The 14624-nt window shown below is 70.4% G+C and carries 13 protein-coding genes and 2 tRNA genes; 2 read left to right on the top strand and 13 right to left on the bottom strand.

Features of this window, described 5'->3' with window-relative positions:
• Positions 1–94: 94 nt before the first annotated feature.
• From ACZ6IM_RS12220 to ACZ6IM_RS12205, 4 genes are all read right to left on the bottom strand, one after another.
• Positions 95–643 (bottom strand): HIT family protein, encoded by a 549-nt coding sequence (locus ACZ6IM_RS12220; RefSeq protein WP_052837839.1) that lies wholly within the window; start codon positions 641–643, stop codon positions 95–97.
• A gap of 90 nt (positions 644–733) precedes the next feature.
• A complete protein-coding gene (thrS, locus tag ACZ6IM_RS12215) occupies positions 734–2710 on the bottom strand; it encodes a threonine--tRNA ligase (RefSeq protein WP_052837838.1) in 1977 nt (658 codons plus the stop codon).
• A gap of 171 nt (positions 2711–2881) precedes the next feature.
• Positions 2882–4138, bottom strand: a complete 1257-nt coding sequence (locus tag ACZ6IM_RS12210; RefSeq protein WP_469556238.1) for a hypothetical protein — start codon at positions 4136–4138, stop codon at positions 2882–2884.
• The gene (locus tag ACZ6IM_RS12205; protein ID WP_469556235.1) at positions 4135–4701 is read right to left on the bottom strand and encodes a DUF4365 domain-containing protein; all 567 of its coding nucleotides are present in this window, start codon (positions 4699–4701) and stop codon (positions 4135–4137) included. The genes ACZ6IM_RS12210 and ACZ6IM_RS12205 overlap by 4 nt, the downstream gene beginning before the upstream one ends.
• Before the next feature lie 171 nt (positions 4702–4872).
• On the opposite strand from ACZ6IM_RS12205, the gene ACZ6IM_RS12200 reads away from it, so the two are divergent.
• Positions 4873–5598 carry a 3'-5' exonuclease gene (locus ACZ6IM_RS12200; RefSeq protein ID WP_052837835.1) on the top strand — a complete coding sequence of 242 codons (726 nt, stop codon included), beginning with the start codon at positions 4873–4875 and terminating at the stop codon, positions 5596–5598.
• A 139-nt stretch (positions 5599–5737) separates the two neighbouring features.
• On the opposite strand, the gene ACZ6IM_RS12195 is transcribed toward ACZ6IM_RS12200, so the two are convergent.
• The 9 genes from ACZ6IM_RS12195 to ACZ6IM_RS12155 form a co-directional block, all read right to left on the bottom strand.
• Positions 5738–5809: transfer RNA gene (locus ACZ6IM_RS12195), tRNA-Val, on the bottom strand.
• A gap of 39 nt (positions 5810–5848) precedes the next feature.
• On the bottom strand, positions 5849–6307 hold the full coding sequence (locus ACZ6IM_RS12190; protein WP_052837834.1) for an SRPBCC family protein: 459 nt from the start codon (positions 6305–6307) through the stop codon (positions 5849–5851).
• A 39-nt stretch (positions 6308–6346) separates the two neighbouring features.
• Positions 6347–9082: an exo-rhamnogalacturonan lyase family protein gene (locus ACZ6IM_RS12185; protein ID WP_469556230.1), complete on the bottom strand. Its 2736-nt coding sequence runs from the start codon at positions 9080–9082 to the stop codon at positions 6347–6349.
• 151 nt (positions 9083–9233) lie between these two features.
• Positions 9234–9833 (bottom strand): hypothetical protein, encoded by a 600-nt coding sequence (locus ACZ6IM_RS12180; RefSeq protein WP_052837832.1) that lies wholly within the window; start codon positions 9831–9833, stop codon positions 9234–9236.
• Between the two features lie 11 nt (positions 9834–9844).
• The gene (locus ACZ6IM_RS12175; RefSeq protein WP_052837831.1) at positions 9845–10756 is read right to left on the bottom strand and encodes a carbohydrate ABC transporter permease; all 912 of its coding nucleotides are present in this window, start codon (positions 10754–10756) and stop codon (positions 9845–9847) included.
• Complete coding sequence (locus ACZ6IM_RS12170; RefSeq protein WP_052837830.1) at positions 10753–11751, bottom strand: carbohydrate ABC transporter permease; 999 nt, start codon at positions 11749–11751, stop codon at positions 10753–10755. Before ACZ6IM_RS12170 ends, ACZ6IM_RS12175 begins: the two co-directional genes overlap by 4 nt.
• Positions 11751–13052, bottom strand: a complete 1302-nt coding sequence (locus ACZ6IM_RS12165) for an ABC transporter substrate-binding protein (RefSeq protein WP_052837829.1) — start codon at positions 13050–13052, stop codon at positions 11751–11753. The genes ACZ6IM_RS12170 and ACZ6IM_RS12165 overlap by 1 nt, the downstream gene beginning before the upstream one ends.
• Before the next feature lie 353 nt (positions 13053–13405).
• Positions 13406–13477: transfer RNA gene (locus ACZ6IM_RS12160), tRNA-Val, on the bottom strand.
• A 78-nt stretch (positions 13478–13555) separates the two neighbouring features.
• The gene (locus ACZ6IM_RS12155; protein ID WP_052837828.1) at positions 13556–14008 is read right to left on the bottom strand and encodes a TIGR02611 family protein; all 453 of its coding nucleotides are present in this window, start codon (positions 14006–14008) and stop codon (positions 13556–13558) included.
• A 191-nt stretch (positions 14009–14199) separates the two neighbouring features.
• On the opposite strand from ACZ6IM_RS12155, the gene ACZ6IM_RS12150 reads away from it, so the two are divergent.
• Positions 14200–14613, top strand: a complete 414-nt coding sequence (locus tag ACZ6IM_RS12150) for an SsgA family sporulation/cell division regulator (protein WP_004002642.1) — start codon at positions 14200–14202, stop codon at positions 14611–14613.
• The last annotated feature ends 11 nt before the right edge of the window (positions 14614–14624 follow it).

Here is a 14624-nt window from a genome sequence, read left to right as displayed (position 1 = left end):
TCCCTGGGGGCTGCGCCCCCAGACCCCCGCTTCGGCCTGGACGGCCTCGTCCTCAAGCGCCGGACGGGCTCGCTCACCGCCCCCGGACTGAGAGCTAGGCCGTCGGCCAGGCCTCTGCCAGCATCTTGCGGGTGTCGCCCAGGAGCTGGGGCAGGACCCTTGTGTGGCCGATCACGGGGAGGAAATTGGTGTCGCCGCCCCAGCGGGGCACCACATGCTGGTGCAGGTGGGCGGCGATGCCCGCGCCCGCCACCGAGCCCTGGTTCATGCCGATGTTGAAGCCATGGGCGCCGGACGCGGTGCGCAGGGCGGTCATCGCCTGCTTGGTCAGCTCGGCCAGCTCCGCGGTCTCCACGGCGTTCAGCTCGGTGTAGTCGGCGACGTGGCGGTAGGGCACGGTCATCAGGTGGCCGCCGTTGTACGGGTACAGGTTGAGCACCGCGTACACGTGCTCGCCGCGCCGGATGATCAGACCGTCCTCGTCGGACTTGGCCGGGATCGAGCAGAAGGGGCAGCCGTCGTCGGCGCCGGGGCCGCTCGGCTTGTTCTCGCCCTGGATGTAGGCCATCCGGTGGGGCGTCCACAGGCGCTGGAACGCGTCCGGCGTCCCCACTCCCAGCTGCTGCTCCGGCTCACTCGTCATGCGTGCAGCATATGGCGTCGGCGCCGGGAAACTGAAAGGGCCCCCGGGAGCTTTCCCCGGGGGCCGATCCCCGCGTGTGCGGGGAGCGAATCACACCTGAATCCGGCGCTCCACCACGTCGACGAGCTTTGCCAGCGCCTGGTCGCGCGGAATGCCGTTCTCCTGCGATCCGTCGCGGTAGCGGAACGACACCGTGCCCCCGTGCATGTCCTCGTCGCCGACGATGATCATGAACGGGACCTTCTGCTTCTGCTGCGTACGGATCTTCTTCTGCATCCGGTCCGAGGAGGAGTCCACGTCGACGCGCAGCCCCTTGCGCCGTGCCTCCGCCGCGAACTCCTCCAGGTACTGCACGTGCGCGTCCCCCACCGGGATGCCCACCGCCTGCACCGGAGCGAGCCAGGGCGGCATCGCGCCCGCGTAGTGCTCCAGGAGCACCGCGAAGAAACGCTCGATGGAGCCGAACAGCGCGCGGTGGATCATGACCGGGCGGGTCTTGGAACCGTCCGCGGCCGTGTACTCCAGGTCGAAGCGCTCCGGCAGGTTGAAGTCGAGCTGGATGGTCGACATCTGCCAGGTGCGCCCGATGGCGTCCTTGGCCTGCACGGAGATCTTCGGGCCGTAGAACGCGGCGCCGCCCGGGTCCGCCACCAGTTCCAGGTTCTGCTTCTCGGCGACCTGGCGCAGCGTCTCGGTGGCCTCTTCCCAGGCCTCGTCGGAGCCGACGAACTTCTCCGGGTCCTTGGTGGACAGCTCCAGGTAGAAGTCGTTCAGGCCGTAGTCGCGCAGCAGGTTCAGGACGAAGGTGAGGGTCTTGTCCAGCTCCTCCGACATCTGCTCGCGGGTGCAGTAGATGTGCGCGTCGTCCTGGGTGAAGCCGCGGGCCCGGGTCAGACCGTGCACGACGCCCGACTTCTCGTACCGGTACACGGTGCCGAACTCGAACAGCCTCAGGGGCAGTTCGCGGTAGGACCGCCCCCGCGCGTCGAAGATCAGGTTGTGCATCGGGCAGTTCATGGGCTTGAGGTAGTAGTCCACGCCCTCGTCGAGCTGCATGGGCGGGTACATGCCGTCGGCGTACCAGTCCAGGTGGCCCGAGGTCTCGAAGAGCTTCCCCTTGGTCGCGTGCGGGGTGTAGACGAACTCGTAGCCCTCCTCCTCGTGGCGGCGCCGCGAGTAGTCCTCCATGGTCCGGCGGATGATGCCGCCCTTGGGGTGGAAGACGGCGAGGCCGGAACCGATCTGCTCCGGGATGGAGAACAGGTCCAGCTCGCTGCCGAGCTTGCGGTGGTCGCGCTTCTCGGCCTCGGCGAGGAACTCCAGGTGAGCCTTCAGCTCGTCCTTGGTGGGCCAGGCGGTGCCGTAGATGCGCTGGAGCATCGGGTTCTTCTCGCTGCCGCGCCAGTAGGCGGCGGCGTTGCGCATCAGCTTGAAGGCCGGGATGTTCCGGGTGGTGGGCAGGTGGGGACCCCGGCAGAGGTCCTTCCAGCACAGCTCGCCGGTCTTCGCGTCGAGGTTGTCGTAGATCGTCAGCTCGCCGGCGCCGACCTCGACGTCCGCGCCGTCGTCGCTGGAGGCGGCGCCCTTGAGACCGATCAGCTCCAGCTTGTACGGCTCGTCGGCCAGCTCCTCGCGGGCGGCCTCGTCGCTGACCACGCGGCGGGAGAACCGCTGCCCGCGCTTCTGGATCTCCTGCATCTTCTTCTCGATGGCCTTGAGGTCATCGGGGTGGAAGGGCTTCTCGACGTCGAAGTCGTAGTAGAAGCCGTCCTTGACGGGCGGGCCGATGCCCAGCTTGGCCTCGGGGAACAGCTCCTGCACGGCCTGTGCCATGACGTGCGCGGTGGAGTGGCGCAGGATGTCCAGACCGTCCTCGGAGGAGATCTCGACGCCTTCGACGGTCTCGCCGTCCCGCACCTCGTAGGCGAGGTCCTTGAGCTCGCCGGACACGCGGGCGGCGATGACCGAGCGCTCGCCGGCGAAGAGCTCGGCGGCCGTAGTGCCCGTCGTCACCACGCGTTCTTCCCGCTCGGAATCCCGCTGGATGATCACACGGACGTCTGACACCGGTCTCTCCTGACTGAAGGTGGGGCCGCGGCACCATACCGGAGCGCACGCATGAGGGCGATCGTACCGACCCGCACCCGCCCACCGCGAAACTAGGGGGCGCCGCGGATCCTGCCGGGGCCGGCGACAAGGCACCGCCCCCGAAGCCGGCCTGATCCGGACGACACCCCCCTAGTCCCCGCAGTCCCCTCCGTCGCCGCAGGCCTCCTCGAAGAAGGCCGCCACCTCGACGTGCTCCTGGACGGCCTTCAGCAGCCGGTCCCGCTCCGCGTCGTCGACCTGTACGGGGGTGATCTCGCAGGCGCCGGTGAGCCGGCGGAAGCCGCCCCGGCTCTCCAGCCGCCCGAGCACCCGCACCGGCAGCCCGACGAGGTGGGCGTGCCCGGCGATCCGGTAGGCCTCCTCGTCCAGCGCGACCCGCACGTGCGGCACCTCGGCCCCGGCCAGCACCCGGAGCCGTACGGTGCCCGTGCCGCGCGGTCCGGGCCGGCGCATGCGGACGACGGTGCCGGTGATCCGCACCGGCACGGAGGGCTCCGCGCGCAGGTAGCGGGCGGCGGCCTCGCGCAGGGCGGGCAGGTCGCCGGGCGAGAACTCGACGGGTTCGGTGAGGGCGCCGCAGCCCTCGGGGACGCCCGCGGCCGGCGCCCAGCCGACGGCGATGCGGGCGCCCTGGGTGCCCCGGACCAGGGCGACGAGGGACTCGGTCAGCTCGTGGCTGACGCCCGCCGCGACGGCCGCGTCGAAGGCATCCGCTCCTCCGGTGGCCCGACGGTAGTCGACGGCCTCACGGGCGGCGTGGAGGGCCTGGTGAAGGCGTACGGCGAGGGGCCGGCCGGTGCCGACCGGCAGGAACGCCGTGAGACGGCGGCCGCCGGGGGCGGGGCCCACCACGACGTTCTCCAGGGCCGCGCCGGCGGCGCGCCGGTGCCGGGCGCCGTAGTAGCCCGCACGCGCGCGCGTGGCGAGCGCTCCGGCGAGCAGCATCCGACGGGCGGCGGAGCGCAGCTGCTCCTCCGCCGTCCAGGACGCGGTGTCGCCGGGACCCGTCGGTATGTCGCGTTCCCAGCGGATCTCGTCGCTGGGGACGGCGAGGGAGAGCAGGATCTCGCGGGCGGCGGGCGTGCCGCTGCGGTACAGGGCGTGCAGCGCCTCGCCGAGCAGGTCGTCGCTGTCGGGGAAGGCGCGGCTGACCGGCACCAGGAGGCTGGTGACGTCCGCGGCCGGTCCTGGCGGGGTCCAGCGGCCGTAGCGGCCCGCCGCGCCGCCGCGCCGCCGCCAGCCGTGCCGGTGCAGCAGGGCGGTCAGCACGGCCGGGTCGACGGTGCCGGGCTCGGGCGGGCCGCCGTACCGGGGGGTGTCGTCGAGGGCGTCGGCCGGGTGCGGCCGTACGGGGCGCAGGGGTTCGCCGGTCGGGCGGTGCGTCATGGTTTCCCTCCCGTCCCGACCCGCGTCATGATCTCGCACAGCGCACGGTCGTCGAAGATCCGCGCGGTCGGAATCCGCACGGTGGTGCGCCGCCGGCCCGTGACGGGGTGTCCGGCGAGATTCGTCCAGTAGCAGCAGTGCCTGAGGTCGAGCCGGTCGTGGCCGGCGCGCAGCCACTGGTCCCGGGACCGGGGGACGATCATCACGACCAGGATCTTGTGCACCGACACCGGGGTGCGGGCGAGCTTCGCCAGGTGGTCGTTGTCGAGGGTGAAGGAGAAGAAGCGGCCTGGCGGGCTCGGCGCGGTCTGGTAGGTGGCCTTGAGCTGCACCTTGATGGTGACCTCGTCGTCGACGGTGTGCCCGGGGGCGCTGTGGCTGACGTGCCAGTCGATGCCGTTGTCCGGGAAGGGCTGGGAGAGCGAGCAGCCCGCCGCGGCGGCGACCGCGTGGAGGTAGCCGACCTGCAAGGTCTCCATGCAGGCGGTGGTGGCGAGAGAGCCGCGTGAGGGCGCGGTGCGCTCCGGCAGCAGCCCGCCCCGTTCGGGCTGCGCAATGGCCATGACCAACAGCCTTCCAGAACCGGTGAATCCCCGTGGCGGGTCTGTGAACTGCAAAGACCCGTACTCCTGTTGTCTCCTTCCGGCGTACGGCGCAAACAGCCCGGGTATCACCGAACCGGGACAAGGGACGGCGCGTCAGCTGCCGTGCTCGGACGAGGAGTTGAGTGCCCTATGACGAACTGGTTCGAGGGGCCGCTGGCGGCCTTCGACACGGAGACGACGGGTGTGGACACCGAGACCGACCGGATCGTGTCCGCGGCCCTCGTCGTCCAGGACGCGCCGGGACTGCGCCCGCGGGTGACCCGGTGGCTGGTGAACCCGGGGGTGCCGGTGCCGGAGGCGGCGACGGCGGTGCACGGGCTGACCCAGGAGCATGTGCAGCGCCACGGCCGCTGGCCGGCGCCGGTGATGTACGAGATAGCCGAGGCGCTGACCGAGCAGGCCCGCGCCGGGCGTCCGCTGGTGGTGATGAACGCGCCGTTCGACCTCACGCTGCTGGACCGGGAGTTGCGCAGGCACCGCGCCTCGTCGCTGGGCCGCTGGCTGGAGCGGACGTCGCTGCACGTGCTGGACCCGCGCGTGCTGGACAAGCACCTGGACCGCTACCGCAAGGGCCGCCGCACCCTCACCGACCTGTGCGCGCACTACGGTGTGGAGTTGGAGGGCGCGCACGACGCGGCCGCCGACGCCCAGGCGGCGCTGGAGGTCGTACGGGCGGTGGGGCGCCGCTTCCAGGCACGACTCGAGCGTCTCTCCCCCGCCGAGTTGCACACGCTCCAGGCGGTGTGGCACGCGGGTCAGGCGCGCGGCCTGCAGGCGTGGTTCGCGCTCAACGGCACGGAGGAGCCGGTGGACCCGGCCTGGCCGCTGCGCCCGGACCTGCCCGCGGCGGCGTGACCCTTCGTCCCCGGCCCGCGTGAACGCCGGGGCGGGGTGTGGGTGGCGGAGCCCTCACTTCGCGCGGTGAAGCCGCGCAGGAAACGAAGAGAGCGACGTGGTCCGCGGATTCCGCGGACACACGTCGCTGTCGCGAGCGTGGGCGATACTGGGTTCGAACCAGTGACCTCTTCGGTGTGAACGAAGCGCTCTCCCACTGAGCTAATCGCCCGGGAACGCACTGAACAATACAGGGCGCCGCGGGGTTCCATCAAACCGCTTGCCGGCCGCCTGCCAGGTGCGCGGCCAGGCCCTGCCGGCCCGTCCGCATCATGAGGCGGTGGTTGGCACGGAACAGGGGCCGCCCGGGCACGGCGAGGCGGCGCAGCAGCGGCTTGCGCACGACGACCTCCTGGTCGTAGCGGACGAGGGTGGCGGAGCCGCGCGGGGCGACCGTCCAGCGTGCCCAGCCCTCCATGTCGCCGCTCATCGCGACCTCCAGCACCCCCGCGGCCGGCTCCCGGCGCCCCTCCCGCACGGTCGCGGTCAGCTCGTACGGGAGCAGGGAGCGGAAGCGGAGGACGCCGCTGGTGTCGTCGAGCCGGGTGACCTCGCGGACCTGCGGCCACCAGCGGGGGTAGTCCTCGATGCGTTCCAGGGCGCGGTAGACCTCCGGGGCGGACGCGGGCAGCGGCCACAGGCTGCGGAAGCGGTAATGGTTCCAGTCCACCCGTGCAGTGTGCCCGCGCCCGCGCCGGTCAGGGGCCGGCTACGGCATCCTGTCCCCCAGGAGTGCGAGGTTCTCGATGGCGGCGAGGCCGTAGAGGGCGGTGTCGTTGGTGGACACCCAGCTCGCCTCGCCGCCCGGGACCAGGGCGACGGTTCCGCTCAGCTTCTCCGTCGTCCAGGGCGCCGACTCCTTGTAGCCGTCGGAGTCGTAGAACTTCTGCCACGCGCGCGCGGCGAGCTTGTCGTCACCGGTCCGCACGGCGGCGTAGGCGTCGAGGCGCGAGTGACCCTGGAAGAGGATGAGGCTGCCGAAGTCGGTGCCGTAGCGCTCGGCCTGTTCCCTCTTGCTCGCGTTGAAGTAGCGGCAGTAGTCGTAGTACGCCTCCTCGAACTTCGGCATGTCGACGAGGTCGATCAGTTCGGCGCACAGTTCGTTCAGGCCGAAGACGGCCGACAGGTGGGAGACCTCGACCTTCGGCGTGTCGGCGACGGCGAACCGCCCGGTGTCCAGGTCGTACAGGCCGCTGCCCTGGACGAAGCCGTTGGGCTGGGCGGCGATGGTCTCCATCGTGGACAGGACGCGGTCCCTGGCCTTCTCCCACTTGGGGCCCTTGCGTTCCCACTCGGTGAGCCAGGCCGAGACCAGGCCGCTCCAGTCGGTGCCGAAGCCGACCGACAGGGCGTTGCGGTCGGGGGTGTAGGGCTCGGTGCGGATCTTGCGGAGCGGGTCGAGGGCGAGGAAGGTCTCGTCGGAGTCCACGTTGGCGTGCATGAGGTCGCCGACGCGTTCGTCGGCGGTGAGGAAGTAGTAGAAGCGCCGGTAGGTGGTGTTGGCGATGCGCTGCTGCTTGGCGCTGTCGGCGTAGTGCTGGACGCCGTGCCGGGTGCCCAGGCCCGCCCACTTGCCGAGGTGGTAGACGTCGACCTCGCCGGTGTGCCGGGTCATGGCCTCGGCGAAGCGGAAGATGTCGGCGCGGCCGGAGCGCAGGTAGGCGTACCAGAGCCAGAGGTCCGGGGAGAGCTCGGAGTTGTCCCAGGCGTAGCCGCCGATGTCGTACCGCCAGGTGTGCCGGGCGGCGTCGTAGGTGTGCATGATGTCGCCGTAGTCCCAGAAGCCGTACCAGCGGCGTTGTTCCACCTGGTCCTTGTAGTAGGTGAAGAGGAAGTCGAGGTGGTCCTCGATCTTCGCCTTGGCGGGGGTGGAGCGGTCGGGCTCGGAGTAGAGGCCCGGGCCGAAGACCCCGGCCTTGACGAGTTGCCCGGGCGGGGCGGCGAGCTGCGGCAGTACGCGTACCGCCTCGACCTGTTCGGCGAGCCGCTCGGCGCTCGGGGTGGCGGCGTTGGCCCAGAAGAGGAGTTCCGAGGTGCGGGCGATGCCATAGGGGGTGCCGAACTCCGGTTCGTAGTCCTCGTAGGTGATGTTGAGGCCTTCGAGCTGCTCGGGGAAGGTGTCCTGGCCCATGCCGTCGTGGTAGAAGCGCAGGTCCATCGGCTGGGCCTCGGGGGACCACAGCCAGAGGGTGACCTCGGCCTCGTCGGTCCGGGCGTCGCGGATGTCGAGCTGGGCGGGGTGCTTCTCCCAGAAGTCGCGCAGGCCGAAGGAGAGGCCGCCGCTCGCGCCGCCGACGTAGCCGAAGCCGGAGGCCCGCCGTCCGCCGCCCGCGCCGATCCAGCCGTGGCCCTTCTTGGTGCGCTTGCGCAGGGTGAAGCCGTCGGCGGAGAGCTGGGCGAGGGTGTAGTCGCCCCATTCGGGGATGTACTTCAGGCGGGTGGTGACCCGCTGGTCCCAGGTGGCGGGGTCGGGCAGCTTCTCGCCGGCGAACTGGGCCGCCTGGACGGCGGCTCCCGGGTCGCGGCGCAGCCCGGTGATGCCCTTGACGGCCTCGCGGAGCAGTCCGGTGCCCTCGCCGCCGATGCGGATGTGGCGGTCGTAGGCCTCGTCGCGCATCGGGACGGTGAAGCGGACGCCGAGGCCGCGGATGAAGTCGCCGCTCGCCCGCCCGGGCTCCTGCCGGCCGTCGAAGGTGATGGTGTGCACCATCCGGAAGGAGTCGGCGCCCGCGTAGAAGTAGAGGCGGATGGAAAAGGGCAGCCAGCCGCGGTGGCCCTTGCGGTGCTTGCCGTCGATGCGGACGACGGCGCGGACCGGGCCCTCCTGCTCGACCTTCACCTCGTCGACCGCCCCGTCGAAGCGCTCGTACTTCACCGTGCCCTGGTCGCCGTCCTCGATCTCGGGCTGGCGCAGCAGGACGAGGCGGCCGTTTCTCGCGATCTCCGTGGAGCCCCGGGTGACCGACTTGATCAGCGCCGATCCGGACGTGCCGATGCTGGCGGTGATGACACCGGTCGATATGTCGATGGTGCCGCCACGCCGGGCGACGGTGATCTTCTGGGCGGGCTCGGCCGGGGTGCCGGCGGTCAGGGTGAGCTTGCCGTTGCCCGAACCGACGGCGTGGGCGGTCCACTTGAGGGAGCCGTCGGGCCAGTGGGCGAGCGGCCAGGACTGCACGGGTACGGCCCCGCCGTCCGCGTCCGTGACGGCGAACGACTGGTCCGCCTGGAAGGTGCCCCTGGGCCAGGGGACGCCGACGGTGGAGCCGGGGGCGGCGCCGAGGCCGCCGTCCTCCAGCCAGGTCAGGGTGACGGGGGCGTCGTCGGCGACCGGGGCGGCGGGCGCGGCCTGCGCGTTCTTCGTGCCCAGCGCCCAGCTGAACTGGGCGGCGGCGCCGGCGGCGGCGGCCGCCTTGAGGAGGGACCTGCGGGGGATGGGGGACATGGCCGTTCCTTTCCGTACCGGGGTGCGGGGCGGGTCGAGGGCATGGCTGTGGGAGGTGCCGTCGAGCCGTAGTGAATGTCAAGGGCATGACAGAAAATGGGGCGGGGCCGGGCACCCTCCCGGGAGCGGCGGCGGCCCCGGACCGCGCCGGTCAGCGGCGTCGGTAGCGCTCCTCCACCGCCACGGCCGCCGCGGCGACGGCACCCAGGACGGCTACGGCCAGCGGTGCGCTGAACCAGGCGGAGCAGACCACGACGGCCAGCCCGGCGACGAGGAGGAAGGAACCGGCGGGGTCGAGCACGGTGCGCCGGCCCGCTCGCGCGAGCAGCGACCGCCAGGAGGCGCCGGGGTGCCAGTCCGCCGCCGCGCGCAGCCCCGCGACGGCCGCGCCGATCAGGGCGAGGACACCGACGGCGCCGACCGCCGGGCCGCCGGGCAGACCGTCCCGTACGGCCCGTACGTCGATCCAGACCACCGCGAGGGCTGCCCATCCGGCGACCCCGACGAGCCACCCGCGGCGCACCGCCGCCCGGAAGTCGGCGACGAACTCCCGTCGGCCGCCGCGCTGGTGGGCCAGCCGGCGCCCGAGGTGCCGCGCGCCGGCCGCGAAGGCGGCGGGGTAGGTGACCAGCGGCAGCGCCGCCACCGCGATCCACACGCCGGTGAGCAGGCACTCGGCGAACAGGGCGAAGCCCTGGGCGAACCGGGACTCCCCCGGCTCCGGACGGGCCTTGGCACGCGCTTCGGTCATCACGGTCCCCCTCAGCCCTTCAGGCCGGACGTCGCCATGCCGTCGATCAGATAGCGCTGGAAGGCCAGGAAGAAGGCGAGGACCGGCAGCAGGGCGACGAGCGACATGGCGATCATCCCGCCGTAGTTCGCCAGGCCCTCCTGGTCCACGAACATCTTGAGGCCGAGGGAGATCGTGTACTTGCCGGGCTCGTTGAGGTAGATCAGCGGGCCCATGAAGTCGTTCCAGGAGTTGATGAAGGTGAAGATCGCGCTGGTGATCAGCGCCGGCCGGCACAGCGGGAGCACGATCGACCAGTAGATGCGGAAGTGCCCGCAGCCGTCGAGCCGGGCGGCCTCGTCCAGCTCCCTGGGCAGGTTGCGCATGAACTGCACCATCAGGAAGACGAAGAACGCCTCGGTGGCCAGGTACTTGCCCAGCAGCAGCGGGGTGTACGTGTTGATCATGTCCAGGTTGCGGAAGAGCACGTACTGCGGGATCAGCAGCACGTGGTACGGCAGCAGCAGCGTGCCGATCATCAGCGTGAACAGCAGGTTGCGGCCGGCGAACCTGATCTTCGCGAAGGCGTACGCCGTCAGCGAGCAGGACACCACGATCCCGATGACGGAACCGACGGCGAGGAAGAGCGAGTTGAGGAAGAACGTGGAGATCGAGATGTCCGCGATGCCGTCGGCGAGGCTCGTGTAGTTGGACGTGATCGGGTCGCCCGGAAAGAGGTCCAGGCTGCCGACGATGTCGCCGCTCTCCTTGAAGGAGCCGCCGATCACCCAGAGCACCGGGTAGAGGATCACGGCGAGGATCGCCAGCGAGCCCAGGTGCCAGGCGAGCGACCCGGGCAGCCGGCGCCGGAGCACGGCCGCCCCGGTGGACCGGGACGGTGGGGCTTCGGTGGCCGGAGTGACATCGGTGGCCTGCGCGCTCATCGGCCGCCCTCCTCGTAGTGCACCCAGCGCTTCTGTGACCAGAACAGCACCGCGGTGACCAGGGCGACCGCGACCAGCAGCATCCACGCCATGGCGGAGGCCAGGCCCATGCGGCTGTTCTCGAAGCCCTGGACGTACAGGTAGCAGGTGTAGACCATCGTGCCGTCCGCCGGACCGCAGGCGTTGCCTCCCGCGCCGCCGCCGACGATGTAGGCCGAGCTGAAGATCTGGAAGGAGTGGATGGTCTCCAGCAGGACGTTGAAGAAGAGGACCGGGGAGATCATCGGCAGGGTGATGTTCCAGAACTGCCGCATCTTGCTCGCGCCGTCCACGTCGGCCGCCTCGTACAACTCGCGCGGCACCTGTTTCAGACCGGCCAGGAAGATGACCATCGGGGCGCCGAACTGCCAGACGGTGAGCGCCACCAGGCTGTAGATGATCAGCTCCGGGTCGCCGGTCCAGCCACCGGCGTCGATCCCGAAGAACCGCTGTGTACGGTCGACGATCGCGTCGTCCGAGAAGATCGCCTTCCACACGATGGCGACGGACACGCTCGCGCCGATCAGCGACGGCGCGTAGAACGCGGCCCGGTAGAAGGCCTGTCCGCGCCGCTTCTGCGCCAGCAGGAGGGCGACGCCGAGCGCCGCGATCAGCTTGATCGGTGTGCCGACCACGACGTACCACAGGGTGATGCGGACCGAGTGGCGCCAGCGCGGGTCGCCGAACATCTCGGAGAAGTTGTCCAGGCCGATCCACCTGGGTGCGTCGAACAGGTTGTAGTCGGTGAACGCGAAGTACAGCGAGGCGGCCATCGGGCCTGCCGTCAGCAGCAGGAACCCGGCGATCCAGGGGGACATGAAGAGGTATCCGGCCAGGTTCTCCCGGCGGCTTCGTCGCTTCGGCCCGGCGGGGCGCGGGGACTTCACCGGACCGTGCCGCGGCCCGGCGTCCGCCCGGCCCTCCATCGCGGGGGCGTGTGTCACGGCGCTTCCCATCAGCCGGCGAGAGCCGTCTTCGACTCGGTGAAGAACTGCTTGACCGCGTCCTCGACGGACCGCGAGCCGAGCGCCATCTCCTCGGCGATGCGCAGGAACGCGGCCTCGCAGATGTCGGCCCCGTTGGGGTGCGGGGTGATCCGCTCCAGGACGCCGGCCTCGACGAGCGACTCCTCGTAGGCGGCGATGGCCTTGTTGACCGGGTCGGCCGGCCGGTACGCGTCGTACTGGGCCTGCGTGGTGGGGACACCGCGGTCGTAGCCCATGATCTTGGCGACCTCAGGGTCGTGGACCATGAAGTCGATGAACTGGGCGACCTCCTTGGGGTGCTGGGTGCGCTTGTAGGCGCTGAGCATCAGCGAGCCGAGGTACTGCCCGGTCTTCTTGCCGTCCGTGGTGGGGATCGGCGCGAGACCGTACTCGCTCTTGCCCTCGGAGGTGTAGCGGACGGTGAAGTTGTCCCAGGTGAACTCGCTGCCGGCGAGTTCCGCGGAGAGCGCCGACTTGGGCTTGATCTGGGCGACCTTCTTGGCGTCGGCGAACAGGCCGGACTTCACGCCCTTCTCCGCCTTGGTCCACCACGCGGTCAGGTCCGCCTCGGTGAAACCGAGTCCGTCCTCGGTGAAGAACGCCTTGCCGTTCTGACGCAGGTACAGGTCGTAGAGGTACATGACGCCGTACATGCCGCTGTCACCGGCCCGGCCGGTCCTGTCGCGGACCTTCGTCATCGCCTCGTCGAAGTCGTCCCACGTCCAGCCCTGTTCGGGTTTGACGCCGGCCCGGGTGTAGACGGGCTTGTCGATGACCAGGGCCATCGAGTTGGAACCGACGGGCACGCCGAGGAGTTTTCCGTCGATCTCGCCGAATTTCTCCAGGCCCGCGCGGAAGCCCTCCATGGAGAGGTTTCCCGCCTCGACCTGTCCGCCGAGATCGAGCAGGACATTCTTGGCATCGTATTTGCGGAGAAATCCGATGGCATTCTGGAAGACATCCGGTGGATTCCCCCCGGAGGCCTGGGTGTTGAACTTCTTCCAGAAGTCCGTGTACGGCTGGAAGTCGGTCTTGACCTTGATCTTCGGATACTTCTTCTCGAAGAGCGCGATGGTCTTGTTGATGCGTTCCGCCCGGTCCTCGGCGCCCCACCAGGAGTAACGGATCGTCACCGTTCCGTCCCCCGAACCGCTCCCGCCGCCGCACGCGGTGGCCGTGGCGCCCAGCCCCGCGACGGCCAGCGAGGCACCCGCCGCTTTGAGGATCGTGCGCCTCCCGGCCTGCCGCTCCGCATTCCCGCCCTGCTGCATACGAGCCTCCCCGCGACGTCGCGTCCGCCTCATGAATCGTTTCAAGTAAGCGCTTGCTGGCACAAGGTACGAAGGGCCCGGGGGCGCGTCAATGATTCGGACAGGAATTGATGGGCGCGGTCGCGGCCGGTCCCGGTCACCCGTCCCGCACACCCCGTTCGGCGGCTTCGAGAACCCACAGGTCGGCGCGGCGCGACCGACCGGCCGAACGCCGGCCAGGCAGCGGAGCACCCCGGCCGGGAAGGTCACGGTTGGGTGAAGGCGGGCCGAAGCGGAATGCCGGGACGCCCGGAGGGACCACACACGAAGGCGGCCCGGCTCACGATCGTGAGCCGGGCCGCCTGATGATCCGGTGGGCGATACTGGGTTCGAACCAGTGACCTCTTCGGTGTGAACGAAGCGCTCTCCCACTGAGCTAATCGCCCGGACGCAGGAAGAACATTACCCCATGTCAGGGGCGTCCGTGACCAGCGGGGGCCGGGACGGCGCACCCCCGCCGGCGCTCACTGGTCCTTGATCTTCCAGGGCATCTGGAGGCCGAACTTCCACAGGTAGATCCCGGCCAGCACGGCGATGATCACCACGCCGATCGAGGTCAGGATGATGTTCCGGCGCCGCACCTTCGGATCGAGGGCACGCTGCGCCGCCTCGGTGACCTTGCGCTTGGTCCAGCGCAGCACCAGCTGGGCCCAGACGAACTCGGTCGCCCAGATCGCCATGCCGCCGAAGATCACCACCCAGCCAGGTCCGGGCAGCGGCAGCATGATGATGCCGGCCACCACGACCGCGAGGCCGACGACGAAGACGCCGACCTGCCAGCTCAGGTGCAGCGCACGCCGCGCCTTGATGAATTCCGGTGCCCGCGAACCGAGCGCCCGCTCGGCCGTGGCCTCGTCCGTCCCCGTACGGTCTGCCGCCACGGCCGTTTCGCCGGGCTTGTTACTCCCCGTGTTCATACGGCCAAACACTACCGGAGCGAAACCTGTCACCGGAATGGGCGTACGGCCCGAACGAGCTCTCGGCCGGAAGAGTTACGTAAACGCACGCAAAACACTCAGAGGGGTTTACAACGGCACCGTAGGTGGCATGTCGATTTCGCCGACGTGCGAATCCCCGAGCGCACACTGAGCGAAAGGCCCTGGCGCTTATGAACACCACGGTCAGCTGCGAGCTGCACCTGCGCCTCGTTGTGTCGAGCGAGTCCTCCCTGCCTGTCCCCGCAGGCCTGCGGTACGACACGGCCGACCCCTACGCCGTGCACGCCACCTTCCACACCGGAGCCGAGGAGACCGTCGAGTGGGTGTTCGCCCGCGACCTCCTCGCCGAAGGTCTCCACCGCCCCACAGGCACCGGCGACGTCCGGGTCTGGCCGTCCCGCAGTCACGGCCAGGGCGTCGTGTGCATCGCTCTCAGCTCCCCGGAGGGCGAAGCACTGCTCGAGGCCCCGGCGCGGGCCCTGGAGTCCTTCCTGAAGCGCACAGACGCCGCCGTGCCCCCCGGCACGGAGCACCGGCACTTCGACCTCGATCAGGAGCTCTCGCACATCCTGGCGGAAAGCTAGGGCGGGGCCCC

The organism is Streptomyces sp. NPDC042336 (genome assembly GCF_055581985.1).
This window is presented reverse-complemented; position numbering and strand designations above follow the sequence as displayed.